The sequence below is a fragment of the Streptomyces sp. NPDC037288 genome (genome assembly GCF_055603265.1).
This window is the reverse complement of the sequence record NZ_JBVJVY010000002.1, coordinates 163390-189184: the sequence shown is the minus strand read 5'-3', so window position 1 is coordinate 189184 and position 25795 is coordinate 163390. Positions and strand designations below refer to the sequence as shown.

27 protein-coding genes and 1 pseudogene are annotated in these 25795 nt (G+C 71.8%); 20 read left to right on the top strand and 8 right to left on the bottom strand.

Annotated features, from left to right (window positions below; all coding sequences use genetic code 11):
* Positions 1-5: 5 nt before the first annotated feature.
* The 4 genes from ACZ7GZ_RS03220 to ACZ7GZ_RS03205 all read left to right on the top strand — a co-directional run bounded on the left by ACZ7GZ_RS03220 (position 6) and on the right by ACZ7GZ_RS03205 (position 2123).
* Positions 6-605 carry a histidine phosphatase family protein gene (locus tag ACZ7GZ_RS03220; RefSeq protein ID WP_471020510.1) on the top strand — a complete coding sequence of 200 codons (600 nt, stop codon included), beginning with the start codon at positions 6-8 and terminating at the stop codon, positions 603-605.
* Between the two features lie 119 nt (positions 606-724).
* Entirely contained in the window at positions 725-1345 is a 621-nt protein-coding gene (locus ACZ7GZ_RS03215; RefSeq protein WP_471020509.1) for a hypothetical protein, read from the top strand.
* A gap of 52 nt (positions 1346-1397) precedes the next feature.
* Complete coding sequence (locus ACZ7GZ_RS03210; RefSeq protein WP_471020506.1) at positions 1398-1820, top strand: acyl-CoA thioesterase; 423 nt, start codon at positions 1398-1400, stop codon at positions 1818-1820.
* Between the two features lie 15 nt (positions 1821-1835).
* Entirely contained in the window at positions 1836-2123 is a 288-nt protein-coding gene (locus ACZ7GZ_RS03205) for a hypothetical protein (protein WP_471020505.1), read from the top strand.
* A 25-nt stretch (positions 2124-2148) separates the two neighbouring features.
* On the opposite strand, the gene ACZ7GZ_RS03200 is transcribed toward ACZ7GZ_RS03205, so the two are convergent.
* The 8 genes and pseudogenes from ACZ7GZ_RS03200 to ACZ7GZ_RS03165 all read right to left on the bottom strand — a co-directional run bounded on the left by ACZ7GZ_RS03200 (position 2149) and on the right by ACZ7GZ_RS03165 (position 8616).
* Positions 2149-3516, bottom strand: a complete 1368-nt coding sequence (locus tag ACZ7GZ_RS03200) for a nucleobase:cation symporter-2 family protein (RefSeq protein ID WP_471020502.1) — start codon at positions 3514-3516, stop codon at positions 2149-2151.
* Between the two features lie 640 nt (positions 3517-4156).
* Complete coding sequence (locus ACZ7GZ_RS03195; protein WP_471020500.1) at positions 4157-5542, bottom strand: 8-oxoguanine deaminase; 1386 nt, start codon at positions 5540-5542, stop codon at positions 4157-4159.
* Between the two features lie 71 nt (positions 5543-5613).
* Positions 5614-5799, bottom strand: a pseudogene (locus tag ACZ7GZ_RS03190) (purine permease); the annotation flags it as partial.
* Positions 5800-6035: 236 nt separating this feature from the next.
* The gene (pucL, locus tag ACZ7GZ_RS03185; RefSeq protein WP_471020497.1) at positions 6036-6959 is read right to left on the bottom strand and encodes a factor-independent urate hydroxylase; all 924 of its coding nucleotides are present in this window, start codon (positions 6957-6959) and stop codon (positions 6036-6038) included.
* A 4-nt stretch (positions 6960-6963) separates the two neighbouring features.
* The gene (gene uraH, locus ACZ7GZ_RS03180) at positions 6964-7359 is read right to left on the bottom strand and encodes a hydroxyisourate hydrolase (RefSeq protein ID WP_471020494.1); all 396 of its coding nucleotides are present in this window, start codon (positions 7357-7359) and stop codon (positions 6964-6966) included.
* A 4-nt stretch (positions 7360-7363) separates the two neighbouring features.
* Positions 7364-7876, bottom strand: coding sequence for a 2-oxo-4-hydroxy-4-carboxy-5-ureidoimidazoline decarboxylase (gene uraD, locus ACZ7GZ_RS03175; protein WP_471020492.1), 513 nt, complete (start codon positions 7874-7876; stop codon positions 7364-7366).
* A gap of 117 nt (positions 7877-7993) precedes the next feature.
* Complete coding sequence (locus ACZ7GZ_RS03170; RefSeq protein WP_471020774.1) at positions 7994-8305, bottom strand: helix-turn-helix domain-containing protein; 312 nt, start codon at positions 8303-8305, stop codon at positions 7994-7996.
* Between the two features lie 47 nt (positions 8306-8352).
* Complete coding sequence (locus tag ACZ7GZ_RS03165; RefSeq protein ID WP_471020489.1) at positions 8353-8616, bottom strand: YkoF family thiamine-binding protein; 264 nt, start codon at positions 8614-8616, stop codon at positions 8353-8355.
* Between the two features lie 207 nt (positions 8617-8823).
* On the opposite strand from ACZ7GZ_RS03165, the gene ACZ7GZ_RS03160 reads away from it, so the two are divergent.
* The 16 genes from ACZ7GZ_RS03160 (at position 8824) to ACZ7GZ_RS03085 (ending at position 25694) form a co-directional block, all read left to right on the top strand.
* On the top strand, positions 8824-9879 hold the full coding sequence (locus tag ACZ7GZ_RS03160; protein ID WP_471020486.1) for a lytic transglycosylase domain-containing protein: 1056 nt from the start codon (positions 8824-8826) through the stop codon (positions 9877-9879).
* Positions 9880-9996: 117 nt separating this feature from the next.
* Positions 9997-10995 carry an RNA polymerase sigma factor gene (locus tag ACZ7GZ_RS03155; protein WP_471020484.1) on the top strand — a complete coding sequence of 333 codons (999 nt, stop codon included), beginning with the start codon at positions 9997-9999 and terminating at the stop codon, positions 10993-10995.
* A 109-nt stretch (positions 10996-11104) separates the two neighbouring features.
* Positions 11105-12034 (top strand): ABC transporter ATP-binding protein, encoded by a 930-nt coding sequence (locus tag ACZ7GZ_RS03150; protein ID WP_471020482.1) that lies wholly within the window; start codon positions 11105-11107, stop codon positions 12032-12034.
* Positions 12031-12801 (top strand): MlaE family ABC transporter permease, encoded by a 771-nt coding sequence (locus ACZ7GZ_RS03145; RefSeq protein ID WP_471020481.1) that lies wholly within the window; start codon positions 12031-12033, stop codon positions 12799-12801. The genes ACZ7GZ_RS03150 and ACZ7GZ_RS03145 overlap by 4 nt, the downstream gene beginning before the upstream one ends.
* Before the next feature lie 3 nt (positions 12802-12804).
* The gene (locus tag ACZ7GZ_RS03140; protein ID WP_471020480.1) at positions 12805-13620 is read left to right on the top strand and encodes an MlaE family ABC transporter permease; all 816 of its coding nucleotides are present in this window, start codon (positions 12805-12807) and stop codon (positions 13618-13620) included.
* Positions 13621-13625: 5 nt separating this feature from the next.
* Positions 13626-14873 (top strand): MCE family protein, encoded by a 1248-nt coding sequence (locus ACZ7GZ_RS03135; protein ID WP_471020479.1) that lies wholly within the window; start codon positions 13626-13628, stop codon positions 14871-14873.
* Positions 14870-15910 (top strand): MCE family protein, encoded by a 1041-nt coding sequence (locus tag ACZ7GZ_RS03130; protein WP_471020478.1) that lies wholly within the window; start codon positions 14870-14872, stop codon positions 15908-15910. The genes ACZ7GZ_RS03135 and ACZ7GZ_RS03130 overlap by 4 nt, the downstream gene beginning before the upstream one ends.
* A 257-nt stretch (positions 15911-16167) precedes the next feature.
* The gene (locus ACZ7GZ_RS03125; RefSeq protein ID WP_471020773.1) at positions 16168-17148 is read left to right on the top strand and encodes an MCE family protein; all 981 of its coding nucleotides are present in this window, start codon (positions 16168-16170) and stop codon (positions 17146-17148) included.
* Complete coding sequence (locus tag ACZ7GZ_RS03120; RefSeq protein WP_471020477.1) at positions 17145-18254, top strand: MCE family protein; 1110 nt, start codon at positions 17145-17147, stop codon at positions 18252-18254. The genes ACZ7GZ_RS03125 and ACZ7GZ_RS03120 overlap by 4 nt, the downstream gene beginning before the upstream one ends.
* A complete protein-coding gene (locus tag ACZ7GZ_RS03115) occupies positions 18251-19537 on the top strand; it encodes an MCE family protein (RefSeq protein WP_471020475.1) in 1287 nt (428 codons plus the stop codon). The genes ACZ7GZ_RS03120 and ACZ7GZ_RS03115 overlap by 4 nt, the downstream gene beginning before the upstream one ends.
* Positions 19534-20808 (top strand): MCE family protein, encoded by a 1275-nt coding sequence (locus ACZ7GZ_RS03110; RefSeq protein ID WP_471020473.1) that lies wholly within the window; start codon positions 19534-19536, stop codon positions 20806-20808. The genes ACZ7GZ_RS03115 and ACZ7GZ_RS03110 overlap by 4 nt, the downstream gene beginning before the upstream one ends.
* Positions 20781-21293 (top strand): hypothetical protein, encoded by a 513-nt coding sequence (locus ACZ7GZ_RS03105; protein ID WP_471020472.1) that lies wholly within the window; start codon positions 20781-20783, stop codon positions 21291-21293. Before ACZ7GZ_RS03110 ends, ACZ7GZ_RS03105 begins: the two co-directional genes overlap by 28 nt.
* A 34-nt stretch (positions 21294-21327) precedes the next feature.
* Positions 21328-22122, top strand: coding sequence for a hypothetical protein (locus ACZ7GZ_RS03100; protein ID WP_471020470.1), 795 nt, complete (start codon positions 21328-21330; stop codon positions 22120-22122).
* Between the two features lie 148 nt (positions 22123-22270).
* The gene (locus ACZ7GZ_RS03095; RefSeq protein WP_471020469.1) at positions 22271-23110 is read left to right on the top strand and encodes a TIM barrel protein; all 840 of its coding nucleotides are present in this window, start codon (positions 22271-22273) and stop codon (positions 23108-23110) included.
* Between the two features lie 43 nt (positions 23111-23153).
* Positions 23154-24047, top strand: coding sequence for a 2-hydroxy-3-oxopropionate reductase (locus tag ACZ7GZ_RS03090; protein ID WP_471020467.1), 894 nt, complete (start codon positions 23154-23156; stop codon positions 24045-24047).
* Between the two features lie 183 nt (positions 24048-24230).
* A complete protein-coding gene (locus ACZ7GZ_RS03085; RefSeq protein WP_471020466.1) occupies positions 24231-25694 on the top strand; it encodes a catalase in 1464 nt (487 codons plus the stop codon).
* The last annotated feature ends 101 nt before the right edge of the window (positions 25695-25795 follow it).

Here is a 25795-nt window from a genome sequence, read left to right as displayed (position 1 = left end):
CTGACGTGGGTGACCTCTTTCTCGTCCGGCACGGAGAGACCGAGTGGTCGCGGTCCGGACGGCACACCGGCTGGACCGACGTACCCCTGACCCAGCACGGGCGGGAGGAGGCCCGCCGGCTGGTGCCGCTGATCCGCCCGCACCGGATCGGGGCCGCGTTCGTCAGCCCCCTGCAGCGGGCCCGGGAGACCGCCGAGCTGATCGGGATCCCGGACGCCCGGGTCGACGCCGACCTGCGCGAGTGGGACTACGGCGGATACGAGGGCGTGACCACCGTGGAGATCCAGCGGAGCCGGCCCGGCTGGTTCCTGTTCACGGACGGGGTCGCGCCCGGGCCGCCGGAGCGTCCGGGCGAGACCCCGGAGCAGGTCGGGGAGCGCGCCGACCGGATACTGGCCAAGGCCGACGCCGCCGTCGCCCGTACGGAGGGCGTCGTCGTCCTGATCGCCCACGGCCACTTCCTGCGCGTCCTGACCGCCCGCCGCCTCGGCCTCCCGCCGCGGCACGGAGCCCTGTTCCAACTGGCGACGGGGGCACTGTGCCGGCTGGGCACCGAGCACGGGCGGCCGGTGGTGACGGGGTGGAACATCCGGCCGCGGGAGTAGGCGGGCGCACGGGGGCGCTGCCGCATCCTGCGGGTGGTGTCGGACCCGGGTCGTACTCTGCACAAGGGGCCGTCCGCGGGGGCGGCCGGGGACAGGGACGGAACCGGAGGGAGCGCGCCGTGACGCCACCGCCGACCGCCGCGCAGCGACGTCTGATCGAGGCCGCCGATCCGGTGACCGGGCGGCTGCGCGGTACGCGGGCGCAGCTCGCCGCGCTGGTCGAGCGGGGACTGGCGTTCCGGCATCCGCGGCCGCCGCACGAGCACTTCCTGACCCCCGCGGGCCATCGGATACGGGAGGCGGCACCCGAGGCGGCGAAGGAGCCCGCGCCGGCCACGGGCGTGTTCGCGGCGCGGGCCGGTGGCGAGGAGGAGCCGCCCGCGGCCGGCCCTGCGCGTCCGCGTGAGGTGCACAGCGCCTGGCAGGGGCTGCTGGAGCTGCGCCGCATGACCAACCCCGACGGCGCGGTGGACCGGCCGTGCGGCTGGGAGCGCACGCATCTGGTGCGGGCGGCGGCGCTCGCTCTGGAGGCGGCCGGGCACCGTCCCGCGGGCGGGGACACGGACGGCTACCGGGTCCGCGCGACCCCGCAGCCGGAGGCGGTCGCCGTGTACGCGCCGGAGGCGGAGACCCTCGCGGCCTGCGCGGCCACGCTGGCGCGCGCGGGCTGGCAGGCGGGGGAGTACACCGAACCGCGGACGAGGGTGCGGTATCTGCTCGCCTCGCCGCGCCGGGTGTGAGCGGCGTGCAAGGATCGGCGGATCAGTGTGTCGTACACGAGAAGGGGAACCCGTGAGCGAACCGTTTTCCGTGCGCGTGAGCGTCCGCGGCTACGAGACCGACACCCAAGGACACCTCAACCAGTCCGTGTACCTCAACTACGCGGAGCACGCCCGCTGGTCGCTCCTCCAGGCGGCCGGCATCAGCCAGGCACGGCTCGTGGGGCGGGGTGTGGGTCCGGTGGCCCTGGAGACGACCATCCGTTTCCGGCGCGAACTGCTCGCCGGTGACGAGGTCGACGTGACCTGTGAGTTCGAGTGGGGCGGCGGCAGGACGTTCCGGATCGTGCAGGAGATACGCAAGACCGACGGCACGCTGGCGGCCGAGGTCAGCGCGGTGGGCGGCCTGCTCGACCTCGACGAGCGCAAGCTGGTCCCCGACCCGCGGGAGGTGTTCAAGGAGCTGACGGCGGACCTCGCCCTGTTCGGTCTGTAGGCCGTGCGGTCCGGCGTGTCGAGCGGCTCCGCACCGCGCTCGGCGCCGTGGGCGGCGCGCCTCGGCGATCCGCATCCGGTCGCGCCGGCCCCGGCCGGTCGGCCGCTGCGGCTGCGGCTGCGGCTGCCGGTGAACCTCACGGCGTGGCCTGGTCCCGGCGGCGTCCAGGGCCGCCACGCGGACGCCGTGCGCCTGTACGACGACGTCATCGCCGAGGTGGCGGACGACGCGGAGCTGGCTCGCTGGATCGCCGAGGAGTCCGCCGTGTGCGGAGGGGTGGCCCGAGACGGGGCCGGGGGGTGACCCCGGCCCCGCCTTCGCCGCCGGTTCAGTGCGCCGGTGCCAGTTCCTCCCCGGACTCCATCGGATGGGTGACGTCCTGGGCCTCGCGGCCCTTGCCGATGTGGTTGAAGACGAGGTTGAGCAGGACGGCGGTGACGCAGCCGGTGGAGATGCCGGAGTCCAGGACGATCCTCGCGGTCTCGGGGAAGGCGTGGTAGAAGCCCGGCGCGGTGATGGGGATGATGCCGACCGCGAGGGAGACGGCGACGATCAGGATGTTGTTGTCCTTCTCCAGTCCGGCCCGGACCAGGGTCTGGATGCCGCTGGCGGCGACCGAGCCGAACAGGACGACGCCGGCGCCGCCGAGGACCGGGCGGGGGACGACGGCGATGAGCGAGGCGGCCATCGGGCACAGGCCCATCAGGACCAGGAAGCCGCCGCCCACGGCGACGACGTAGCGGCTGCGGATCCTCGTCATGGCGACGAGGCCGATGTTCTGGGCGAAGGCGCTGCACATGAAGCCGTTGAACAGGGGGCTGAGGGCGGAGCCGAGGGTGTCGGCGCGCAGTCCGGCGGCGATGGTCTTCTCGTCGGCGGGGCGTTCGACGACTTCGCCGAGCGCCAGCATGTCGGCCGTGGACTCCGTCATGGAGACGACCATGACCACGCACATCGACAGGATCGCCGCGACCTGGAACCGCGGGGTGCCGAAGTGGAACGGGGTCGGGAAGCCGACGACGTCCGCGTGGGCGACGGGGCCGAAGTCCGTGACGCCGAAGGGTATCGCGATGAGCGTGCCGAGGATCAGGCCGAGCAGGACCGCGATCTGCTTGACGAAGCCGCGGGTGAAGCGGCGCAGGACGAGGACGACGGCCAGGGTGATGCCGGCGATGGTCAGGTAGGTCGTCGAACCGTAGTCGCTCGCCCTGGGGTCGGGGCCCTGGGCCCAGCCGAACGCGACGGGGAGCAGCGAGACGCCGATCAGGGTGATGACCGAGCCGGTGACGACGGGCGGGAAGAAACGGATCGCCTTGCTGAAGAAGGGGGCGGCGAGGAAGCCGAGGAGACCGGCGACGATGACGGCGCCGAAGATGACCGGCAGTGCCTCGGACTTGTCCTTGGCGGAGGCGACGATCGCCGTCATGGGGGCGACGCCGGCGAAGGTGACGCCGTTGACGAACGGCAGCCGGGCGCCGATCTTCCAGAAACCGAGGGTCTGCAGGAAGGTGGCGAGCCCGGCGGTGAACAGACAGGCTCCGGTGAGGAAGGTGAGGTCGGTGCCGGACAGGCCTACGGCCGCACCGACGATCAGGGGCGGGGCGACGACTCCCGCGTACATGGCGGCCACGTGCTGCAGGCCGCTGGTCGCCATTTTGAGGGCGGGGAGTTTCTCGTCAACAGGATGGGCGGCCACGGCGGCTCCTCCGGGCGGGTGACACGTCGTCGTCGACGCGGGTTTCATGGAGGTGGTGCGTGTGGTCGTGCGGGACCGGGACGGGGGTGGCGCTGTGAGCGGGTCGAGTGGTGCCGTTCCGGGGCGCGTGCGTGCACACGCCCCGGAACGGCTGCCGTGGACCCCGCTCGGGTCCACGGACCCCGGTCGGGAGCCGTCCCTCCCGACCGGAGCCTTCCGGCGGACCGGCCACATGAGCCGACCCGCCAAGTCCTCCGGCAGACCGGCCGCACGAGCCGACCCGCCAAGTCCTCCGGCAGACCGGCCACATGAGCCGACCCACCGAGACCTCCGGCAGACCGGCCGCATGAACCGGTCTGCCGAGACCTCCCGGCAGACCGGCCGCACGAGCCGAGCCACCGAGCCTTCCGACGAACCGCCCGCCAGGGGCGACCGCCAAGTCCTGCGGCGGACGCCGCACGAGCAGCTCTGCCGAGACCTCCGGCGAACCGCCCGTACGAGGCGACCGCCAAGTTTGCCGGCGAACCGCCCGTACGGGGCGACCGCCAAGTTTGTCGGCGGGCCACCTGTGTGAGGTGGCCGGCGGGTTTGTCCGGTGGGCCGGCCGTCGGGACGGGCGGCTGCCGGAGCGGAGGGGGGATCAGGCCTGGGCGGCGATCCGGGCGAGGCGCTGGGCCTCCTCGCGGGTGCTGCGGGCGACGGCGTCCTCGTCGACGGTGAGCAGGCGGCCGTTCTCCACGATCTGCTTGCCGTTGACGAAGGAGGCCGACACAGGGGCCGCGGCGCCGAAGACCAGCGCGGTCACCGGGTCCGCGATGGACGCGTGGGCGAGGGTGTCCATCTTCCACAGCACCACGTCCGCCAGCTTGCCCGCCTCCAGCGAGCCGGTCTGCCCGGCCCGGCCGAGGACCTGGGCGCCGCCGTAGGTGCCGAGCCGCAGCGCCTGACGGGCGTTCAGCGCGGCCTCGCGGTGCGTGCCGAGGCGGTTGATCAGCAGGGCGTTGCGCAGCTCGGTGTGCAGTTCGCCGGACTCGTTGGAGGCGGTGCCGTCGACGCCGAGGCCGACCGGGACGCCGGATCGCAGCATGTCGGGGACGCGGGCGATCCCGGCGGCGAGACGGGCGTTGGACGACGGACAGTGGGCCACACCCGTCTTCGTACGGGCGAACGCGGCGATGTCGGAGTCGGTCATGTGGACGCAGTGCGCCATCCACACGTCCTCACCCAGCCAGCCCGTCGACTCGAAGTAGTCGGTCGGGCCCATGCCGAACAGCTCGTGGCAGAACTTCTCCTCCTCCACGGTCTCCGAGCCGTGGGTGTGCAGCCGTACGCCGAGGCGGCGGGCCAGCTGGGCGCCCTCACGCATGAGTTCGGTGGAGACGGAGAACGGGGAGCAGGGGGCGACGGCCACCTGGGTCATGGCGTCGAAGGAGGCGTCGTGGTGCTCCTTGACGGTCGCCTCGGTCGCCGCGAGCGCGCCCTCCAGCGTCTCGACGGCGAAGTCCGGCGGCAGTCCGCCGTCCTTCTCGCTGCGGTCCATCGAGCCGCGGGCCAGCGTGAAGCGGACGCCCGTCTCGGCGGCGGCCCGGATGATCGAGCCGGACAGGTCGCCGGAGCCGTGCGGGAACACGTAGTGGTGGTCCATGGCGGTGGTGACACCGCCGCGGGCCATCATGGCGAGGGACCCCTGCGCGGCCGCGTAGGTCATCCGCTCGTCGATGCGCGCCCAGGTGGGGTAGAGCGCGACGAGCCAGTTGAACAGGTTGTGGTCGGTGGCCAGACCCCGGGTGATCCACTGGTAGAAGTGGTGGTGGGTGTTGACCAGGCCGGGCGTGGCCAGGTGGCCGCTCGCGTCGATCCGGCGCACCACGTTCTCCAGGCCCTCGGGGGCCTGACCGGCACCGACCGACTCGATGCGGTTGCCGGCGAGGACGAGGTAGCCGGAGGCGTACTCCGTGTCGCCCGCGTCCACGGTCGCGATCGCGCAGTTCTCGATGACGATGCGCTGGGCTGCCGATGGTGCCATCGTGCTTCCTTGTCTTTGAGTGGCGGGCCCGTGAGAAGGGGGAGGTTCCACGGGGAGGGCACGGCAGGACCCTAGGAGGATTTGAGTGCCGGAGCCGGTGGGCGGCCCCGGGTGCCGAGGTGATGGAAGAACAGGTGGAGCGGGACCGCGACGAGCGCGCCCGCGCTGATCCCGCGGCCGAGCACGGTCCGCGCCCGGGCCGGGAGGCCGGCGTGGAAGGCCGGTGCGGCCGGCGGGATGGCGCCGGTGCCGAGCGCAGGGGTGGCCTGGCCCGCGTACACCGCGGCGGCGTGCCAAAGCGCGGCGGGGACGAGCCGCGAGACGGGAGGCCTCTCGTCCGCCGGGTGCACGGACGCCACCGCGTCCTCGCTGTGCACCGGCGGGGTGGAACAGGGGGCTTCGGCGGGCCCCTGCGCAGGCTGTGCCATGGTGTTCCCTCCGGTGTGGCGTGTCCCCGGCCCGGGCGGGCGGGGCCGGGGACACGCGTCCCGCGTCAGAGGTTGGTCATGTCGACCGGGATCTTCGGCTCGCAGCCGTCCCGGAGGATGGTCGCCTCGATCAGGCCGTAGGGCCGGTCGGCGGCGAAGTAGACCTCGTTGTCGTTCTTGAGCCCGAAGGGCTCCAGGTCGACCAGGAAGTGGTGCTTGTTCGGCAGCGAGAAGCGGACCTCGTCGATCTCGCTGCGGTTGTTGATGATGCGCGCACCCATCTGGTACAGCGTCTGCTGCAGGGAGAGGGAGTAGGTCTCGGCGAAGGCCTGGAGCATGTGCTTCTTGACCTGCTCGTAGGACTTCTCCCAGTGGGGCATCTTCTGCTCGTCGTCGGTCCAGTTGAACCGCCAGCGGCCGGAGACCTGGGTGGCCAGGATGCGGTCGTACGCCTCCTGCAGGGTCGTGTACTTGTCCTTGACGTAACCCCAGAACTCGGAGTTCGTCGAGTTCATCACGACCAGGTCCTTCAGGCCGGAGACGACCTCCCACTTCTCCCCGTCGTAGGTGACCTGGGTGACGCGGGTCTCCTGGCCCTTGCGGACGAAGGAGTGCTTGACCTCGTCGGCGCCGATGAACTTGGAGTTGGCGTCGGAGGTCTCGATCCGCTCCCAGGCGTACTCCTCGATGCGGATCCGGGCGCGGTGGATCGGCTCCTGCGAGGTGACGAAGTGACGGGCGAGGTGGATGCCGAACTGCTCGGCGGACTCGATGCCGTACTCCTTGGCGAACGCGTACACCGTGTTCTTGGTGGTGTCGGTCGGCAGGCAGTTGGCGTTGGAGCCGGAGTAGTGGACCTCCTCCATGTCGCCGCTCAGCGCGACGGAGACGTTGAGGTCCTTGATGTGGTGGGTGGCGCCGTCCCGCGTGATCTTTACGACTCGGTTCTCGGCCTTGCCGTACTGGTTCTGTCCCAGGATGGTCGGCATTTAGCTAGCTCCCTCGGTAAACGGAGTAGCCGAACGGGTTGAGCAGCAGCGGTACGTGGTAGTGCTCGCCCGGTACGACGGCGAACGTGATCGCCACCTCCGGGAAGAACACCGCCGGCCCGCTGTCCCGATTCGCGGGGGCGTCCTGCTGCGCATCGGCTTGCTTCTTCTCGAAATACGGCTCCACCGCGAAGTCGAGCCGTACGTGTGTGGTCCCCTCCGGCAGGGCCGGCAGGTCCTTGCACCGGCCGTCGGCGTCGGTCGCGGAGCCGCCGAGCGCCTGCCAGTCCGCCGCGCGGCCGCTACGGGCGCTGAGCCGGACGGCGACTCCCTCGGCGGGGCGGCCGATCGAGGTGTCCAGGATGTGGGTGGACACGGAGGCGGTGGTGCTGGTGCTCATGGTGTCAGGCGTCCTCTTCGACGAGTCGGGCCAGTCGGATGCGGTTGATCTTGCCCAGCTCGGTGCGGACGATCTCCCGCTCCTGCTCCGGGGCGTTCCCGATCCGCTCCTTGACCGCGTCCCGCATCTGCTCGCCGGTCCGGCCGGTGGCGCAGATGAGGAACACATGGCCGAACTTCTCCTGGTAGGCCAGGTTCAGTTCGAGTATCTCGGCCTTGAGCTCCTCGCAGGCGCCGGCCATGCCGCGCTGCTCGCGGGCGGAGGTGGGGTCGCCGGGCTTGGGCCGCCCGATCGGCGGGTGCCCGGCCATCGCCTCCTCGAGGTCCGCGGTGCCCAGCTCGGCCATGGCGGCGTCGCTGGCGGCGTAGAGCGCGTCCGCGGTGGCGTAGGGGCGGGCGGCGAGCAGTCGGCGGGCCCACTCGGTGGAGGCACACGCCTCGTGGAGGGCGGCGAGGGCCGCGCGCTCCTCCAGGTCGTTGAACCGGGCCAGGCCCGGGGGCGTGGAAGTCGAAGTCACGGGAGCCTCCGTGGCCGGATGCGGCCTTCGTGCTGAACGGGCTGCCTGTAGCTAACGCTCTCCGAAACACCACGTCAACACTTTGTTGAAAATTCGGGGCGGCGTCCCGAATGGCGGTCAGCCCTCTTTCTCGCGGTTGAGGTAGTTGTAGACCGTGAAGCGGCTCACGCCGAGCGCGCTCGCCACGGTCTCCACACCGTGGCGCACCGCGAAGGCGCCACGCGCCTCCAGTATCCGCACCATCTCCTGCTTGGACTTGCGGTCCAGCTCGGCCAGCGGCTTGCCGCGCCTGCGCTCCATGGCGGCCAGGATGTGGTCGAGGGAGTCGGCCAGCTGGGGCAGGCGTACGGCGACGACGTCGACACCCTCCCAGGCCAGGACGACGTCCTCGGGGCCGGCCTCGTCCGGCGGGAGCATCTCCCCGCCCATGGCGTCGACCAGCGGCTTCACGGCCGTGATGAAGGGCTCGTCCGCGCTCACCTGTCGCCCTCCCCGCTCGCGTCCCCGATCACGTTGACCTGGAGCGAGACCCGGGTGGCGCCGGCCTCCAGCGACTTGCGCAGCAGGGCGTCCACGGCCGTGAGGACCGCGTCGGCACCACCCTCCGCGGTGTTGCCGAACGGGCCGACGTCCACCGCGTCCAGCTTCGCCGCCTCGATGACCTCGCGGGCGACCAGCGCGTGCGCGGGCGCCTCGTCGAGATCGAAAGGCTCCGTCGTGAACTCCACTCTCAGTCGCACTGTGCCCCCATGGCAGCTGTTCCGGCCCGCTGCGTTCCGGCGGGCCGGCGATCGGGGTCGGTGACCGCCCCGACCGCTTGGTGAGACCTTAACGGACACGCGTGCCGGCCCGGCTCCCGAAGCGGGCCGCTCCCGGATCCGTGCGACGGACTGGCCGTGCGGCCGCGTAGAACGGACGACGGATTCACCCGGGGAGGGGACTGCACAGTGACAGCGCGTGCACGCAAGGGGGCACTGAGGGGTGCGAAGGGGACGGCGGTCGCGGTCGCGGCGATGGCCGCGATGACCGCGTCGCAGGCGCCGGGAGCGGTCTTGGCCGAGGCCGCGGAGCCCACGCCGCAGGCGGCACCCGCCGGGCACGGGCCCAGCGTGTCCGGCGACACCCCCTACCGCACCGGGCTACCGCCGCTGCGCAGGCGCGAGAAGGGCTCGGCACGGCGCATGACGGGCGGCCCCCTGCCGGCGAGCGTGTTCGCCGCCTACCGGCGTGCCGAGGAGCAGCTGGCGCGCACCGCGCCCGGCTGCCGGCTGCGCTGGCAGCTGCTGGCCGCGATCGGGCAGGTGGAGTCCGGGCAGGCGCGGGGCGGCCGGGTGACCCCGGACGGTACGGCCGTGCCGCCCATCCTCGGTCCCCGGCTGTCCGGCGGCGCCTTCGCCGTCGTGGCGGACACCGACGGCGGCGTGTACGACGGGGACGCGGTGTACGACCGCGCGGTCGGTCCGATGCAGTTCATCCCGTCGACCTGGGCCCACTGGGGCACGGACGGCAACGGCGACGGGCAGGCGGACCCGGACAACGTCTACGACGCGGCGCTCGCCGCCGGCCGCTACCTGTGCGCGGGCGGCCGGGACCTGTCGAACCCCGCGGACCTGGACCGGGCGATCCTGGGTTACAACCACTCGGACGCCTATCTGCGCACGGTCAAGGCCTGGTACGCGTACTACCTGACCGGACACCGCGTGGTGCCGGACGCGCCCGCGGGCTCCGGCGCCGAGTCCCGGGACCGGCCGAAGCCGTCCCGCCCGAAGGCCCCGAAGCCCTCGCCGAAGCCGTCACCGAAGCCGTCGGACGACCGCGAGCCGGGCCCCGGGCCCTCGCGCACGCCGTCGGCGCCGCCCGCCCCGCCCTCGCCCGCCCCGTCCCGTACGGCCGCCGCCCCGGTGGAGTCCGAGGCGCCGCCGCTCCCGGTCCCCCGACCCGCCCTCACGCTGCCCGGCGGCGGCGTGCTGCCCGACGCGGGGCCTGTGACCAGCAACGGCTAGGCCCGGCAACGGCTGGAACACGATGAGCGCCTCCCCCTCCACAACCGCGGATACTCGGCGGTAATGTCGCCACCCGCCGGGAGCACAGGACCGGCGGGTGAGCGCGAAGGGGCCCTCATGGCGACGGACATGCCTACGGACGCGGTGGCCGCCGACGAGCGGTGGCAGCGCATGTGGAGCCACCGCGAGCAGTTGCTCAAGGTGGCCCGGCGGCGCTCGATGAGCCAGGAGGACGCCGAGGACGCCGTGCACGAGGCGATGCTGCGGGCCGCGGAGCGCCCGGACCTCGACGACGAGCGGCTCGGCGCCTGGCTGACGACGGTGACGATGCGGCTGTGCGTCGACCGGTACCGGCAGGTCAACCGCGAGGCCGAGGTGGGCAGCCGTCCCACGCTCGTCGCGCCGGGCCCGGTCCCCGTCGAGGAGGCGGTGTGCGACCGGGCCGAGGCCAGGTGGCTGGCCGTGCGCAGCGGGGAGCTGCCCGCCCGGCAGGCGGAGGCACTGCGGCTGAAGTCCGAGGACCTGGACGTGAGCCAGGTCGCGGTGCGGATGGGGCTCAGCTACCGGACCGTCGAGTCGCTGCTCGCCCGGGCCCGGCGGACGCTGCGCGCCTCGCTCGCCGGGACGCTCGGCCTCGCCCTGTTCCTGGTCGGGCGCGGGCGTCCGGGCGGCGGCGGCAAGATGCAGGCCGTGGCGGTCACCTCGACGGCGGCGACCCTGGCGGTGGCGGGGTTCGTGCTGCCGTACGCGCTCGGCGGGGGCGGCGGCGCGCCGGCTCCGGCGCCGCGGTCGGCACAGTCCCGGGGGGTGGCGCAGGTGCTCCCCGACGACCGCACCGGGCGGGCGCACGTTCCGCGGACGCGCAGGACGCCGGCGGCCCCGGACCGGACCACGGTCCGGCCGTCCACCGGCGAGTCCGCCGCGCCGCTGTCCGTGCCGCCCCTCCCGAAGGTCTCGACGCCTCCGCTTCCGCGGCTGCCGGTGAGGTCCGCGGTGCCGTCGGTGCCGTCCCTCCCGACGGTCCCCCCGGTGCAGGCGCCGCCCCCGGCGCCCGCGCTCCGGTCCGCTCCTCTTCCCGTACCGACCCCGAGCGCGCCTTCCGTAAAGCTGCCGTAACACCCAGGCGACGCGTCCGGAAAAAACTTCCCGGTCGCCGCGACGGACGCCCCGCCCCTCCCCGTAGAGCAGGTGTCGGAGCTGCTCCACGGGCGAAGGGTGGGACCGGATGGGTGTGGAGATCTGTGTGGAGGGGCTGACCAAGTCCTTCGGCCACCAGGTCATCTGGCAGGACGTCTCGCTGACGCTGCCCGCCGGGGAGGTCTCGGTGATGCTCGGCCCCTCGGGGACGGGCAAGTCGGTGTTCCTCAAGACGCTCGTCGGGCTGCTGAGACCGGAGCGCGGCTCGATCACGATCCAGGGCCGGGACATCACCCGGCTGCGCGAGCGCGACCTGTACGAGGTGCGGAAGTTGTTCGGTGTGCTGTTCCAGGACGGCGCGCTGTTCGGCTCGATGAACCTGTACGACAACATCGCCTTCCCGCTGCGCGAGCACACCCGCAGGTCCGAGAGCGAGATCCGGCGCGTCGTGCTGGAGAAGATGGAGATGGTCGGGCTGATCGGCGCCGAGGGCAAGCTGCCCGGCGAGATCTCCGGCGGTATGCGCAAGCGCGCCGGGCTCGCCCGCGCCCTGGTCCTCGACCCGGAGATCATCCTGTTCGACGAGCCGGACTCGGGCCTGGACCCGGTCCGCGTGGCCTACCTCAACCAGCTCATCGTCGACCTCAACGCACAGATCGACGCGACGTTCCTGATCGTCACCCACGACATCGCCTCGGCCCGCCAGGTGCCCGACAACATCGGGCTGCTGTTCCGGCGCGAGCTGGTGATGTTCGGGCCCCGCGAGGAGTTGCTCACCAGTGACGAGCCCGTGGTGCGGCAGTTCCTGAACGGCCGGATGCAGGGCCCGATCGGCATGGCGGAGGAGAAGGACGCGGCCCAGGTCGAGCAGGAGCTGGCCCTGATCGACGAGGGCGGCGGAGTCGAGGACCTCACTCCCCGCCTGCTGCCGAGCCCCGGCATCACCCGCCCGCCCCGCTGGGAGGCGATCGCCGGACGGGAGGCCGAGCTGCACGGGAAGGAGGTGACCAGCCCATGAGACTCTCCCCGACGGATGCGCTGCGGCACTCGGGCAACCTGTTCGCGATGGCGCTGGACGTCGCGCGGGCCCTGCCCCGACGGCCCTTCCAGGCAAGGGAGTTCATCCAGCAGGCGTGGTTCGTCGCGAGCGTCACGATCCTGCCGACGGCGCTGGTCTCGATCCCCTTCGGGGCGGTCATCGCGCTGCAGATCGGCAGCCTGACCCGGCAGCTCGGCGCGCAGTCCTTCTCCGGTGCCGCGTCCGTGCTCGCCGTGCTGCGCGAGGCCTCACCGATCGTCACCGCGCTGCTGATCGCGGGCGCGGGCGGCACGGCGATCTGCGCGGACCTCGGGGCGCGCAAGATCCGGGACGAGATCGACGCGATGCAGGTGCTCGGCATCGACCCGGTCCACCGGCTCGTCGTACCGCGCGTGCTGGCCTCGATGACCGTGGCCGTGCTGCTCAACGGCCTGGTGTCGGTGGTCGGCGTCGCGGGCGGCTACTTCTTCAACGTCGTCCTCCAGAACGGCACCCCCGGCGCCTACCTGGCGTCCTTCACCACCCTCGCCCAGCTGTCCGACCTGTGGGCGGCCGAGATCAAGGCCCTGGTGTTCGGTGCGATCGCCGCGATCGTCGCCTCGTACAAGGGGCTGACGGCGCAGGGCGGTCCGAAGGGCGTGGGCGATGCCGTCAACCAGTCCGTGGTGATCACCTTCATGTTGCTGTTCGTGACCAACTTCGTGATGACCGCGGTGTACTTCCAGGTCGTCCCGCAGAGGGGTTAGCCGATGAGACTTCTCGACCGCCCCTTGCGCTCGCTCGAAGAGCTGGGCACCCAGCTCTCCTTCTACGGCCGCTCCCTGGCATGGACGGGCCGTACCCTGCGCCGCTACAAGAAGGAGGTCCTGCGGCTGCTCGCCGAGGTGAGCTTCGGCCGCGGGGCACTCGCCGTCGTCGGCGGCACGGTCGGCGTGATCGCCTTCCTGTCCTTCTTCACCGGTACCGAGGTGGGCCTGCAGGGCTACGCGGCCCTCAACCAGCTCGGCACCTCCAACTTCGTGGCGTTCCTGTCGGCGTACTTCAACACCCGGGAGATCGCCCCGCTGGTGGCCGGTCTCGCCCTGTCCGCGACGGTCGGCGCCGGATTCACCGCGCAGCTCGGTGCGATGCGGATCAGCGACGAGACGGACGCGCTGGAGGTGATGGGGGTCCCGTCGCTGCCGTTCCTGGTGACGACCCGGATGATCGCCGGCTTCGTCGCGGTGGTCCCGCTGTACGTGATCGGGCTGCTCTCCTCGTACCTCGCCGCACGCACCATCACCACCGGCTACTACGGGCAGTCGACGGGCACGTACGACCACTACTTCCACCAGTACCTGCCGCCGGTGGACGTCCTGTGGTCCTTCGGCAAGGTGATCGTCTTCGCCGTGCTGATCATCCTGGTGCACTGCTACTACGGCTACCACGCGAGCGGCGGTCCGGCGGGCGTCGGCGTCGCGGTGGGCCGGGCGGTGCGGACGTCCATCGTCGCCGTCAACGTCCTCGACTTCTTCCTGAGCCTCGCGATCTGGGGCGCCAGCACGACCGTACGGATCGCGGGGTGAGGCCGGTGAGAACGCTGAGACTCCGGCTGTACGGCATCGCGTTCCTCGCCGTGCTCGCCCTGCTGCTGTCGCTCGCGGTGGCCGTCTACCAGCAGGCGTTCACCTCCGTCGTACCGGTCACCCTGCAGGCCGGCACCCTCGGCAACCAGCTGGATCCGCGCGCCGACGTCAAGCTGCGCGGACTGCTGGTCGGCGAGGTGCGCGAGGTGCACTCCGACGGCACGAAGGCGACCCTCGACATCGCGCTCAAGCCCGAGTACGTCCCGTCCATCCCCTCGGACGTGCACGCGCGGCTGCTGCCCAAGACGCTGTTCGGCGAGAAGTACGTCGACCTGGTGCCGTCGGCCCGTTCAACGGCTCGGCCCATCCGCGCCGGGGACGTCATCACCCAGGACCGTACGAAGGCCGGCATCGAGCTCCAGCAGCTGATGAACGACCTGCTGCCGCTGCTGCGAACCGTCCGGCCGGGTGAACTGAACGCCACCCTCTCGGCGTTCGCCACCGCGCTGGAGGGCCGCGGCGACCGGATCGGCGACAACCTCACCCGGGTGGAGGGCTACCTGCGCCGCCTCAACCCGCACCTGCCCTCGCTCAAGGAGGACATCTCGCGCTTCGCCGACGTCGCCGAGGTGTACGGCGACGCCGCGCCCGACCTGATGCGGATCCTGCGCAACACGGTCACCACCAGCCGGACGATCGTGGAGAAGCGGGACCAGCTGGCCGCGGGGCTCCGCTCGACCGCTGCCGTGGCGGGCACGGCGAACGACTTCCTGTCCGAGAACGGCGACCGCCTGATCACCCTGGGCCGGGTCTCCCGCCCCACGCTGGCGCTCTTCGCCCGCTACTCCCCCGAGTACCCGTGTCTGTTCCAGGGCCTGGTCCGGCAGGAGAAGGCCTCGGAGGACGCCTTCCGGGGCGGCGAGATGCGGATCACCCTCGAAGTCGTCCGGCCGCAGGGGGCGTACCGGCCCGGTGAGGAGCCGGTCTACGGCGAGCGGTCGGGCCCGGACTGCCGTGGCCTGCCGCATCCGCCGGTGCCCGGGCCGAAAGCCCATCTCAACGACGGTACGTCGGCCGGAAGTCCGGGCGGCGCGCTCCCCGGAGGTGTCAACGTGTCCGCCACCGAGGCCGAGCAACGGGCCGTCGGCTCGCTCGTGGCCCCCGTCATGGGCGTCCCCGCCGACAAGGTCCCGCCCGTCGCGACCCTGCTGTTCGGGCCGCTCGCGCGCGGAACGGCGGTGAGTGTCGCATGAGCCGGACAGGAGCCCGGCAGACCGCCGCCCCGCTGATCAAGTTCAGCCTCTTCGCGCTGGTCACGATCGCGGCGACGGCGCTGCTCGCCGCCACCATCGTCAACATCTCCTTCACCCCGAAGGAGACCTACCACGCCGTGTTCACCGACGTGACCGGGCTGGAGACCGGTGACGACATCCGGGTGGCCGGAGTGCGGGTCGGGGAGGTCGAGGGCATCCGGATCAAGGACCGGACCCTGGCCGAGGTCGCCTTCACCGTCACCGCGGACCGGCCGCTGCTCGCGGGCACCCGCGCGGTCGTCCGCTACCGCAACCTGGTCGGGCAGCGGTACATCGCGCTCACCGAGGGCACCGGCGACGGCACCACCCGGCTGCGGCCCGGCGGCACCATCCCGCTGTCCCGGACCCAGCCGGCGCTGGACCTCAACGCCCTGCTGAACGGCTTCAAGCCGCTGTTCGCCGCGCTCAGCCCGAGCGATGTCAACCAGCTCGCCACCGAGATCATCAAGACCCTCCAGGGCGAGGGCGGCACGGTGAACAGCCTGCTCGCGCACACGGCCTCCCTCACCACCACCCTCGCCGACCGCGACCAGCTGATCGGCTCGGTGATCAAGAACCTCAACACCGTCCTGGAGACGCTCGACAAGCGCGGCTCCCGCTTCTCCGGGCTGCTCACGCAGCTGCGCCGGGTGATCTCGGGACTGTCCGCCGACCGCAAGCCCATCGGGCAGTCCCTGGTGAGCATCGGCGACCTCACGGACGTCACGGCGGGGCTGCTGAAGGACGCGCGGCCGCCGCTGAAGGACGACATCGCCGGGCTGGGCGATCTCACCGGAAACCTGGACAAGAACGAGAAGACCGTGGAGGGCGTCCTGAAGCGGCTGCCGAACAAGCTGAACAAGCTGACCGGGACGGCGTCCTACGGCTCGTGGTTCAACTTCTACCTCTGCGACTTCGACGGCCGGATCGTGCTGCCGAAGACGAAGCAGGTGATCGCCCCGGAGCTGCACGTGGCAAGGGCGAGGTGTGGCGGATGAGCATGCGCGTCACGCGGCGCACGGTGCGCCGCCCCGAACCACTGGTGAAGGTACGGGTCCTGCCGCCGAAGCTGCCGGGACTCCCCCGGCTGCCCAGGCGCACCACCCGCCCCGAACCGCTCGTGAAGGTACGGGTCCTGCCGCCGAAGCTGCCGGGACTTTCCCGGCTGCCCAGGCGCACCACCCGCCCCGAACCCCTGGTCAGGGTGCGGGTCCTGCCGCCGAGGCTGCCCGGGCTCCGGCTGAAGCGACCGCGCCTGAAGCCCTTCCGTGAGCGCAATCCGGTCGTCGTCGGCGCCGTCGGTCTCACCGTCCTCGCGCTGCTCGCGGTCGCCGCCTTCAACGCCGACAGCCTGCCGTTGATCGGCGGCGGCGACACGTACAGCGCGGCCTTCTCGGAGGCCGGCGGGCTCAAGCCCGGGGACGAGGTACGGATCGCCGGGGTCAAGGTCGGCAAGGTCGAGGACGTCGACCTGGAGGGCGACCACGTCAGGGTCACCTTCAAGGTGAAGGGCCACCCGGCGTTCGGCACGGACACCGGCGCCTCGATCCGGGTCAAGACGATCCTCGGCGCCAAGTACCTGGCCCTGCGCCCCGAGGGGCCCGGTCAGCTGCGGCCGGACAGCGAGATCCCGCTCCGGCGGACGGTGTCGGCGTACGACGTCGTCCAGGCCTTCAGCGACCTGACGACCACCAGCGAAAAGGTCGACACGGACCGGCTCGCGAAGGCGCTGGACACGATCTCCACCACCTTCCAGGACTCCCCGGCGGAGGTGCGGGCCTCGATCAAGGGACTGTCGCGGATCTCCCGGACGGTCGCCTCCCGTGACAAGGCGCTGCGCGGCCTCCTCGACCACGCGAACGGAGTCACCAAGGTGCTGGCCGGCCACACCAAGGACTTCTCCGCGCTGGTGAAGGACGGCGACGCGCTGTTCAAGGAGATCGGCAAGCGGCGCGCGGCGATCCACACCCTGCTCAGGAGTTCCGCGCTGCTGGGCATCGAGCTGTCCGGCCTGGTCGACGACAACAGCAAGCAGATCGGACCCGCCCTGAAGAACCTCGACACCTTCGTGAAGATGCTCGGACGCAACCAGGCGAGCCTCGACCGCAGCGTCCGGCTGCTCGGCCCCTACGTGCGGCTCTTCACCAACACCCTCGGCAACGGCCGCTGGTTCGACTCCTACGTCCAGAACCTGGTCGCCGCCCCGGTCACGCCACGGACAGGAGGCACCCGATGATCCGCAGGCTGCTGGCCCTGTTCACCGCCCTCGCCATCGTCGCCGGCCTCGCCGTCGTCCTGTGGCCGGGCCCCGACCCCGTCCACGTCACGGCGTACTTCCCCCGCACCGTCGGCATCTACCCCGGCTCCGACGTCCGCGTCCTCGGTGTCCGCATCGGCGAGGTCGAGAAGATCACGCCGGAGGGCGGCCGGGTGCGGGTGGAGCTGGAGTACGACCGGGGCCGCAAGGTCCCCGCGGGCGCACAGGCCGCCATCGTCAACTCCTCGGTGGTCAGCGACCGTTACGTGCAGCTGCTGCCGGTGTACCGCAAGGGCGCGGTCATGCGGGACGGCGACGTCATCCCCGAGTCCCGTACGGCCGTCCCCGTCGAGCTGGACCGGATCTTCGACAGCCTGCACACCACCGCCGAGGCGCTCGGCCCGAACGGCGCCAACCGGAAGGGCTCGCTGTCCCGGCTGCTCGGGGTGAGCGCGGACAACCTCCGGGGACAGGGCAAGAACCTCAACCGGACCGTCGAGGACCTGTCGCAGGCGGTCACCACGCTGTCCGACGGCCGCGGCGACCTGTTCGGGACCGTGCGCAACCTGCAGGTGTTCACGGCCGCGCTGGCCTCGGACGACCAGAGCGTGCGGTCGTTCAACACCGACCTCGCCGACGTGGCCGCCCAGCTCGCCGGGGAGCGCAAGGATCTCGCGGCCGCGCTGAAGTACCTGGCCGCCGCCCTCACCGACGTGTCGGGCTTCGTGAAGGGCAACAAGAAGGCGCTGACCTCGGACGTCAAGGGCCTCGCCCAGGTCACCAAGGTCCTCGTCACCCAACGGGCCGCACTGGAGGAGCTGTTGACCGTCGCCCCCACGGGCCTGTCGAACCTGCAGAACGCGTACAACCCCGCCGCCGGCACCCTCGACACCCGCAACAACGCGCAGACACCGCAGGATCCGGCGTCCCTGCTGTGCTCGATCCTGAAGACGACCGGGGACGACCACGACAGCTGCGCGGGGCTGAGGAAACTCTTCGGCTCCCTGCCCGAGGTGCCGTCGGCTCCGGCGGCGACGGGCTCGGTCGACAAGACCCTCGGCGGAATCCTGGGGGCACCGGCATGAGCGCGCGGCGCTTGGGGCAGGTGGCCGCCTGGACGGCGGTCGGCTCGCTGCTGCTGACGGGCTGCGAGTTCAACGGCTGGTACGACGTCCCGCTCCCCGGCGGCGCCGCCTCGGACGGCCACGCCTACCACGTCACCGTCGAGTTCCGGGACGTACTGGACCTGGTGCCGCAGTCGGCGGTCAAGGTCGACGACGTCACCGTGGGCACGGTCGAGAAGGTGCAGCTGGACGGCTGGCACGCGCGCGTGCGGCTCAGGATCGCCGGCTCGGTGAAGCTGCCCGGCAACGCGGTCGCCGACCTCAGGCAGACCAGCATGCTCGGCGAGAAGTACGTGGCCCTGTCCGCGCCGGCCGGCACACGGCCCGTCGGACGGCTCCGCGACGGCGACCGCGTCCCGCTCTCCCGCAGCGGGCGCAACCCCGAAGTCGAGGAGGTCCTGTCGGCCCTGTCCGCGCTGCTCAACGGTGGCGGGGTGGCCCAGCTGAGGACGATCACCGTCGAGCTGAACAAGGCCCTCAACGGCCGCGAGGACCGGGTCAGATCGCTGCTGAAGCAGCTCGACACCTTCCTCGGCGGCCTCGACGACCAGCGGGCCGAGATCGTGCGCGCCCTCGAGGGCGTCGACCGGCTCGGCAGGCGGCTGCGGAAGGAGAAGAAGACCATCGCTCAGGCCGTCGACACCATGCCGCCCGCCCTGAAGGCCCTCGCCGACCAGCACAAGGACCTGACGAAGATGCTCACCGCCCTGTCCAGGCTCGGCACGACCGGCACCAGGGTGGTGAACGCCTCCCGGGACGACACCGTCGCCAACCTCGAGAAGCTGCGGCCCATCCTGCGGGAGCTGAACAAGGCGGGTGACGACCTGCCCAACTCCCTGGAGATCCTCACCACCTATCCGTTCCCGCGCAACGCCACGGACGCGATCAAGGGCGACTACGTCAACCTGAAGATCACCGCCGACCTCGATCTGGCGGACCTCTACGGGAACGTGGCGGGCAAGCCGGGCCGGGGGCGGCAGGCCCCGGCACCCGGGACCCCGCATCTTCCCGGCGTCCCCACCCCGGCCCCGTCCCTGCCGTCCCTTCCGGCCACTCCGTCCCTGCCGGGCACCCCGCCCGTGCCCTCCGCACCCGCCGTGCCCTCGAAGCCCTCCGACGGCAGCACCCCGCTGTGCCCGCCGGTGTGCACCGCGGCCTACGGCACCGGGGACGGCGCGCGTCACCTCCCGCCCGGGATCGACCTCGGCCTCGCCGAGCTGATGCTGAAGGGGATACTGCCGTGATCACACGTACGGTCAGGGCCCAGCTGCTCGCCTTCGCGACCGTCACCGCCCTCGGGGTGTCGTACGTCGGCGCCCGCTACACGGGCCTGGTGGACGACGTCCTGCACCGCGGGTACACCGTCCGTGCCGACTTCGCCGAGTCCGGGGGCGTCTTCCCCGGCGCCGAGGTCACCTACCGCGGGGTGCCGGTGGGCCGCGTGGGCGGTCTGCGGCTGACCGGCTCCGGTGTCTCGGTGGCCCTGAAGATCCAGGACGGCGCCCCGAGGATCCCGGCCGACACCCTCGCGGTGGTCGCCGACCGTTCGGCGGTGGGCGAGCAGTACGTCGACCTCCAGCCGCGCCGGCCGGGTGGCCCGTACCTCGTGGACGGCAGCCCGATCCCGCGCAGCCGCACCCGGACCCCGCTGCCGGTCACCGACCTGGTCCTCAGCCTCGACCGGCTGGTCAACTCCGTCGGCAAGGACGACCTGCGGGTCACCGTCGACGAGCTGGGCAAGGCGTTCTCGGGCACGGGAGCGAACCTGACCCGGCTGGTGGACTCCGGCAACGCGCTGGTGGAGTCGGCGTCCGCGTCGCTCCCGCAGACCACCTCGCTGATCGAGGAGTCGCGGAAGGTGCTCAGGACGCAGGCGGAGCAGGGCTCGGCGATCAGGTCGTTCTCCCGCGACCTGGCCAGGATCACCGGGCAGCTGAAGTCGAGCGACGGCGACCTGCGCCGGCTGATCGGCAGTACGGTGCCCGCCACGCGGGAGCTCGACTCCCTGCTGAAGTCCACGCGGCCGCACGTTCCGGTCCTGCTGGCCAACCTCGTCAGCGGCGGCCAGATCACCGTGGCCCGGCTGCCCGGCGTCGAACAGGCCCTGGTCACGCTCCCCCTCACCGTGGCGGGCAGCTACACGGTGATCCCCGGCGACGGCACCACCCACTTCGGGATGACCGTGAACGCCGACGACCCGCCCGCCTGCACCCAGGGCTACGGCACCCAGCGGCGCGACCCCGCCGACACCGCCACCCGCCCGGCGAACACCCACGCGCGCTGCACGGCACCGCACGGGAGCGGGACCTCGGTGCGCGGCGCGCAGAACGCCCCCGGCGCGACGACCGGTTCGGGCGGCGCGCGTCAGGCCGCGTTCGTGGCCCCGTACGACCCGGAGACCGGCACCGTGACCGGCCCGGACGGCACGCCCCTCGGGATCGGCTCGACGGGCGGCGAACAGAGCGTGTTCGGAAAGGAGTCCTGGCAATGGCTGCTCGTGGGACCGATGGCATGAGAGGGCGGCGCACGAGGCTGCTGTCGGCGGGGCTCGTCGCCGCGACGGTAGTGACGACCGTGCTGGGCGTCTGGCTGGGCCTGAAGCTGTCCGGCCAGCGCGGGGCGGACGAGCGCCGTCAGGACATCCTGGCGGCGGCCCGCCAGTCGGCGCTGAACTTCACCTCGCTCGACTACCGGCACTACGGCCGGGACAGCCGCACTGTGCTGACAGGCGCCACCGGCGACTTCAAGAAGCAGTTCGCCGCGCAGACCGAGCAGTTGACGAAGCTTGTCGCGCAGAACAAGTCGGTGTCGCAGGGGCAGGTCCTGGAAGCGGGCATCGTGCGCTGCGACGAGCGCTCGGCCCAGGTCCTGGTCGTCGCCGACAGCAAGGTGACCAACACCGCAGCGCCCGAGGGCCAGCCGCGCACCTACCGGCTCCAGCTCGACCTCGTGCGCGTGGCCGGCCGCTGGCTGACCTCCGACGTCGCGTTCGTGGGCTGACCCGCCCGTGAGGCCATCAATGAGGAGAGACACCGTGGCGAATCCGCCCTCCCGCACCCGCGGCACCGGCTCCCCGGCCCGCCGCCCCCTGACCGCGGCCGCCCGCGCGGCGGCCAAGCGCGCCGGGCGGCCGGCGCGCCCCGAGCGCGATGCCGGCCCGGAGGAGAAGGCTTCCGCCGGACGCACCCTGCTCATCGAGCCACCGGCGGACGGCTGGGAGGACCCGCCGGAGCCCGAGGCGCCCGAGGCATCCGAGGCCGCTGAGGCGGTTGAAGCCGCTGAAGCCGCTGAGGCGGGGCCGGAGGAGAGCGCGCCTGCGCCCGGGGCCGGGCGGCGCGTGCTCACCGCGGTGCTGGGCGTCGTCCTCGTGGCGGCGCTGGTCGTGGTCGCCGTACTCGGGTGGCAGTACCGGCAGGGACGGCACGCGGAGCAGGCCCGCGGCGAGGCCCTCGCGGCCGCGCGGAAGGCGGCACCGGTCGTGCTGTCGTACGACTACCGGCACCTGGACCGGGACTTCGCCCGGGCCCGCGCCCTGCTGACCGGGCACTTCCGCGACCAGTACGGCAGGACCACGAAGACGGTGGTCGCGCCGACCGCGACGAAGTACCACGGCGTGGTGAGGGCGACCGTGGCCACGCCCGCCGACGGGGGCGCCCCGGCGGTCTCCGTCGTGTCGGCCACACCGGACAAGGCCGTCGTCCTGCTCTTCGTCGACCAGGTCACCGAGAGCACACAGGTCCCGCAGCCCCGCCTGGACCTGAACCGGGTGCGGATGACGCTCGCCCGCACCTCCCACGGCTGGAAGGTGAGCGGCGTCGACGCCCTCTGACCAGGCCTCGTCCAGTGCCCTCGCGCCCCAGGCGCGGGGGCACTTTTTCGTGGGCTCTCTTGACAGCCAGACCCTCTCACAGGCACTCTTCCGTTAAGCAGAAACCAACTTCCGCAATGCGGAATATAGGGAAGGGAGCGCGGCCCCCGTGGGATTCGCAGACCAGCGCTTCAACGTCAACCTGTCGATCCTCTTCACGGAACTCCCGCTCCTGGAGCGTCCCGCGGCCGCCGCCGCGGCGGGCTTCACTGCGGTCGAGCTGTGGTGGCCCTGGGTCGACTCCCCCACCCCCGAGCGGTCCGAGCTCGACGCCCTGAAGAAGGCGATCGAGGACGCGGGCGTCCAGCTCACGGGGCTGAACTTCTACGCCGGACAGCTGCCGGGCCCGGACCGCGGCGCCCTGTCGGTCCCGGGTGAGGAGTCGGAGAAGTTCCGCGCCAACATCGGCGTGGCCGCCGGCTTCGCCGCCTCCCTCGGCTGCCAGGCGCTCAACGCGCTGTACGGCAACCGCGTCGAGGGCGTGGACCCGGCCGAGCAGGACGCGCTCGCCCTGGAGAACCTGGTCCTCGCGGCCCGGGCGGCCGACCGCATCGGCGCGATCCTGCTGATCGAGGCGCTGAACCAGCCCGAGTCACCGCTGTACCCGCTGGTGAGCGCCCCCGCCGCCGTCGGGATCGTGGACAGGGTCAACGAGGCGACCGGCCTCGGGAACGCGACGTTCCTGATGGACCTGTACCACCTGTCCATGAACGGCGAGGACCTGCCGTCGGTCATCGACCAGTACGCGGCGAAGACCGGCCATGTGCAGATCGCCGACAACCCCGGCCGCGGCGCCCCCGGGACGGGTTCGCTCCCGCTGCAGGAGCTGCTCGACCAGCTGAAGAAGGCCGGTTACGACGGCTGGGTCGGCCTGGAGTACAAGGCCGGCGACCGCCCGAGCGCCGAGGCCTTCGACTGGCTTCCGCGCGAGGCGCGCGCCGCGCGCTGAACCCCCTGACTTTGCAAGGCAGTTGAGAGAGGCACCTCCAATCATGAGCAGCAACCTTCCCAAGATCGCATGGATCGGCCTCGGCATCATGGGCTCCCCCATGTCCGAGAACCTGATCAAGGCGGGTTACCAGGTCACCGGCTTCACGCTGGAGCAGGACAAGCTCGACCGCCTGGCCGCCGCCGGCGGCACGGCCGCCTCCTCCATCGCCGAGGCCGTGCGCGACGCCGACGTGGTCATCACGATGGTGCCCGCGTCCCCGCAGGTCGAGGCCATCGCCTACGGCCCGGACGGCATCCTGGAGAACGCCAGGCAGGGCGCCCTGCTGATCGACATGTCCTCGATCACCCCGCAGACCTCCGTCGACCTGGCGAAGGCCGCCAAGGACAAGGGCATCCGGGTGCTGGACGCTCCGGTGTCCGGCGGTGAGGCCGGCGCCATCGAGGCCGTACTGTCGATCATGGTCGGCGGCGAGCAGGCCGACTTCGACGAGGCCAAGCCGATCTTCGAGGCGCTCGGCAAGACCATCGTGCTGTGCGGTCCGCACGGCTCCGGCCAGACCGTGAAGGCGGCCAACCAGCTGATCGTCGCCGTGAACATCCAGGCGTGCGCCGAGGCCGTGGTCTTCCTGGAGAAGTCGGGCGTGGACCTCGCGGCCGCGCTGGACGTCCTCAACGGCGGCCTGGCGGGCTCCACCGTGCTGACCCGCAAGAAGGACAACTTCCTGAACCGCGACTTCAAGCCGGGCTTCCGCATCGACCTGCACCACAAGGACATGGGCATCGTCACCGACGCCGCCCGCAACGTCGGCGCCGCGCTGCCGGTCGGTGCCACGGTCGCCCAGCTGGTCGCCTCCCTGCGCGCCCAGGGCGACGGCGGCCTGGACCACTCGGCCCTGCTGCGGGCCGTGGAGCGCCTCTCCGGCGCCCAGGTCTGAGCCGAGTCCCACAGACTTCCGGGCGGCGCCGTCGCTGACACCTGTCCTGTCGCGCCCAGGCGCCGGCGCCGCCCGGAATCAGCATGAGATCAGCTTCAACAAACTGTTGACGTTCAGATTGCCCACTTCTAGGCTCCACAAAGCGGAAACAGGTTTCCGCTGAACCCGCACGGAAGGTCCACGATGTCGAAGCGCGTGCTCACGACAGAGGCCGGCGCCCCGGTCGCCGACAACCAGAACTCCGCATCCGCCGGCGTCGGCGGCCCGCTCCTGCTCCAGGACCAGCACCTCCTGGAGAAGCTCGCGCGCTTCAACCGCGAGCGCATCCCGGAGCGTGTGGTGCACGCCCGTGGCTCCGGTGCGTACGGCCACTTCGAGGTGACGGACGACGTCACCGGCTTCACCCACGCCGACTTCCTCGCTGAGATCGGCAAGCGCACCGAGGTGTTCGTGCGCTTCTCGACGGTCGCCGACTCCCTCGGCGGCGCCGACGCCGTCCGCGACCCGCGCGGCTTCGCGGTGAAGTTCTACACCGAGGAGGGCAACTACGACCTCGTCGGCAACAACACCCCGGTGTTCTTCATCAAGGACCCGATCAAGTTTCCCGACTTCATCCACTCGCAGAAGCGCGACCCGTTCACGGGCCGTCAGGAGCCGGACAACGTCTGGGACTTCTGGGCGCACGCCCCCGAGGCCACGCACCAGGTGACCTGGCTGATGGGCGACCGCGGCATCCCGGCGTCCTACCGCCACATGAACGGCTACGGCTCGCACACCTACCAGTGGACGAACGCGGAGGGCGACGCCTTCTTCGTCAAGTACCACTTCAAGACCAACCAGGGCATCCGCAGCCTCTCCGCCGACCAGGCCGCCGAGCTCGCGGGCAAGGACCCGAACTCGCACCAGACCGACCTGCTCCAGGCGATCGAGCGCGGCGTGCACCCGTCCTGGACCCTCTACGTCCAGCTGATGCCGGCCTCCGAGGCGGCGGACTACCGCTTCAACCCGTTCGACCTGACCAAGGTGTGGCCGCACAAGGACTACCCGCTGCAGCGCGTGGGCCGCCTGGTCCTCGACCGCAACCCGGACAACGTCTTCGCCGAGGTCGAGCAGGCCGCCTTCTCCCCGAACAACTTCGTGCCCGGCATCGGCCCCTCCCCGGACAAGATGCTCCAGGGCCGGCTGTTCGCCTACGCGGACGCGCACCGCTACCGCCTGGGCGTCAACCACACCCTGCTGGCGGTCAACGCCCCGAAGGCGGTTGCGGGCGGCGCCCGGAACTACGGCCGCGACGGCTTCATGGCGGTCAACGGCCAGGGCCGCGGCGCCAAGAACTACGAGCCGAACTCCTACGACGGCCCGGCGGAGACCGGCCGCCCGCTGTCCGCCCCGCTGGCGGTCTCGGGCCACACGGGCACCCACGAGGCGCCGCTGCACACCAAGGACGACGACTTCTTCCAGGCGGGCGAGCTGTACCGCCTGATGTCGCAGGAGGAGAAGTCCCGCCTGATCGCGAACATCGCCGGCGGCCTCTCGCAGGTCTCCCGCGACGACGTGATCGAGAAGAACCTGGCCCACTTCCACGCCGCCGACCCGGAGTACGGCAAGCGCGTGGAGGAGGCGGTCCGCGCCCTGCGCGAGGACTGAGACCAGGACATCGCAAGCAGCGTACGGAATCCGACGGGAGGTCGGGATCTCCGCACGCGGCCCGCGCGACACGCCGGACGGCCCGGATGAGGGGTGGCCGT